Genomic DNA, 2,992 nt, shown 5'->3' with positions numbered 1-2,992 from the left:
CGGCTCCCCTCCCAAGGTCGTGCAATGCGGGGTACTCTGCCGGCCCCGCTCGGCCCGGATCACTCGGGTTCTATCGCCGGGGCCTCCTCATCAGGATCGCGGAGCACCCCCGCCTGGATTAGATCCTCCAGTTCCTGCGGGGTGATCTCTGCGTCCCCCAGGTCCTCGCCCTCCAGGGGCGTCCAGTCGGGCTCCACCGGGGACAGCAAGAGTTCGCTGTAGTACCGCTGCTGCTCCGGGGTCAGATCACGGATCAGCTTCCCCTCGGTCCCCTCGCTGTCGGCCCAGGCCTTTAGGGCCTGGCGGTAGTCGTCAAGGTGCACGGCTATTTTCCTGCTCATGGTCCGGACGGTCAGCGCCGTCCGTGCCGGGAGCTTCATCTCCTGGATCGCCTTGATGCCCTTCTCCGCTTCCAGGAGGGTCGCTATCGTCAGGGGTTTCGTCTGGGTCTTCGTCATGGGGTTCCTCGCTTTCAGTATTTTTTGCCACCGGCAAATTCCGGCAAGGTGTGGAGGTACTCGTAAATGTTCTTGAGTATTTCGGCCCGGGTCCCTTTTGTCGGCACAACAGAGAGGGGGACGTTAATCGGCAACGAAGCGAGCGCCGAAACGTGGTTGATATTCTCCAGTTTATCCTCTAAATAAGCCTCGTAAGCCCTTTTAGATTCAAACCCTCTTTCTTGATATTTCTCCAGTTCATTCTCCGAGCTTCTTTTCTCAACAAGCTTATCTATACGAGCATGAACTTCCTTTGCATATTCCGAGGCGGAATGCTCCGCAAACACGTTTACGATAATTCTGACAATATCCTTGTTAATATCATATTCAACATGTTCCACCTTGAGATATGCCTCTGACAGGTCTATTCCAGCGGAGTTTTTTTCTTTGCATATTTTTTTCACTATTCCCATCTGTTCCTCCTTTCTTTACCAAGCTACAGCTGCCTTGTGTGTGGCACGTGTTGAATCATTTGTTATTGTAATTACGATAGCTCTGTCAGCAGTAGACCGATGACCTCTTATGCTTATCGTTGTCTCATCAGTCCTGTACGCATATGCAACCGAAACAAGGGCTCTGCCGCCGATATTCGTTGAGTTCTCCCATGCGAGGACGAGCCCGTGCATAGTTGTCCAATCGCCCGTGTTGGGGATGAGCCACGCCAACCTAGACCACCACCACGATCGAGGATGATCAGCTTCGTGCCAAGTGTAATATTCGGTGCGATGTGCGCGTGTCCGCAGGGGCCCATCAATTCTGGTATCCCCGCCGACGTGGAGTGTTGCTTCGGGGGAGCTTCCCGCCTTAATACCGACCTTCCCCTCTCGCGCGATAAGCGTCCGGTCATTCACCTGGCAATCAACTATTAAGGCCAGCCCCGGGGCAGCAATCCAGGCCCCGGCCCCGACTGCGTCATAATTTTTGATGTAGAGCCCGAATCTATTACTGGCGTTTACCCGGGCTTGGAAAACATGAGAGTCCGAGTATGTGGTCCCCCCTGCAACAACCCTCCCCGTAGTAGTAACCGTCCCCGCCGACACCACGGTCTTGTCGCTCCCGCGCTCCACGGTCACGTCAGCCGTGTTGATCTGGACGTCCACGTTGCGGATCTCCAGGTCGTTGTTGGCGAAGAAAAGCCCCTTCGTCCCGTCCGTCGAGGCGAAGGTGAACCGGCGATTGGTGAGGTCCAGATTGAAATACTCCGGCACCACCGGGGCCTCCAGCTTCCCAGCGGTGATTGTGCCGAGGTTTGCCGATATGGCGGCCAGACTATTCACCGAGATATGCGTAGCGTTAATCTCACCCGCCTTGATATTCTCCGCTACGATTTGCCCAGCTCCCACCTCGACCAGCGATATATCCTTGACGAAAAGGGAACGGCTAACCCCGGAATTACTCCAGTTCAGAAACCGAAGGCCCGCCCACTCCACGTCCTCTGTCGCCTGGATGTAGGGGGAGCCTAGGCCAATCCCCGAATGATCCGGACAGTCATCAACGTTGCGATCCGCCCCGATGATGTACACCGTATACGCTCGCCAGGAGGAGGAGACATCTGCCGATGAATAGAAATAGGCATTGGTCGACTGCGACTGCTCAACCCGATTCGTCCCATACCGTCTCCAAGGCCCGCCGGAGCGATTCGATTCTGTCCCATGGGAAGGACCGGAAGTCCGGAAAACCCCGCAGTACCATCGTCCGGCAGCGGGACTTTTCTTGACCTTGAACTGCAAGCGATAGATCTTGTTGTGATCCAGGAGGAACGCCTGCGAGGTGTAGGCATGATTTCCGTCGGCGGTAAACCGGATGGCGTTCTCTCCGGCGTCGTAGGCCAGTCTGGAAGAGGATCCAGAGCCGTCCTCACGGAAGTTACCCCACCCCCTGAGGTGCTTTGTTCTGCTCACAGGGTTGATGTAGTCCCGAGCGATCACCGAGAGCTTTTCAGACAAGACAGCCCCCGCTGCAATCTTCTGGGCCGTTACCGCCAGGGCGTCCAGCTTCTCTGTAGTGACAGCCCCGGCTGCAATCTTGGCAGCCTCGACGGCTCCTGCTGCAATTTTTGTGGCAATAACAGCCCCGGCGGCGATCTTCTCCGCCTCCACCGCTCCGGCCACCAGTTTCGGTGTTGTGACCGCATTATCGGCTATGCGCGTCTCTGTTACCGCCCCGGCTGCTATCTTTGCCTCAGTAGCTGCCTCATTCGCGAGTTTTGCCGAGGAGACCGCATCATTTGCAATTTTCTCCGTGCTAACCGCTGATTCCGCAATCTTTCCCGAGGTGACAGCGTTATCCGCAAGCTTCTCACCGCTGATGGCCTGTTCGGCCAAGTCGCCACCTTCCATCGGCCTGGTCTGCGCCGATTCCACGACAGACCAGGGGCTCGCGTCACCCTGCTCAAGCGACACCCGGCGCACCCGGTAGTAGATCGTCCGGGGGGCGGGAGCGGCGGAGGTGCCCGCGTGGGGGATGCTGGTGTGAATGTAGATCGGCCCGTCGTA

General features: G+C 57.1%; 3 protein-coding genes. All 3 read right to left on the bottom strand.

Annotated features, from left to right (window positions below; translation table 11 throughout):
• Window positions 1–59: 59 nt before the first annotated feature.
• A complete protein-coding gene (locus B071_RS0112065; RefSeq protein ID WP_018527334.1) occupies window positions 60–458 on the bottom strand; it encodes a hypothetical protein in 399 nt (132 codons plus the stop codon).
• Between the two features lie 14 nt (window positions 459–472).
• Window positions 473–910 (bottom strand): hypothetical protein, encoded by a 438-nt coding sequence (locus B071_RS0112060; protein ID WP_018527333.1) that lies wholly within the window; start codon window positions 908–910, stop codon window positions 473–475.
• Between the two features lie 15 nt (window positions 911–925).
• Window positions 926–2,992, bottom strand: a 2,067-nt coding sequence (locus B071_RS18645; RefSeq protein ID WP_215730298.1) for a hypothetical protein, incomplete at its 5' end; no start/stop codon positions are given.

This window comes from Alkalispirochaeta alkalica DSM 8900 (assembly GCF_000373545.1).
Lineage (GTDB): Bacteria > Spirochaetota > Spirochaetia > DSM-27196 > Alkalispirochaetaceae > Alkalispirochaeta > Alkalispirochaeta alkalica.
This window is presented reverse-complemented; position numbering and strand designations above follow the sequence as displayed.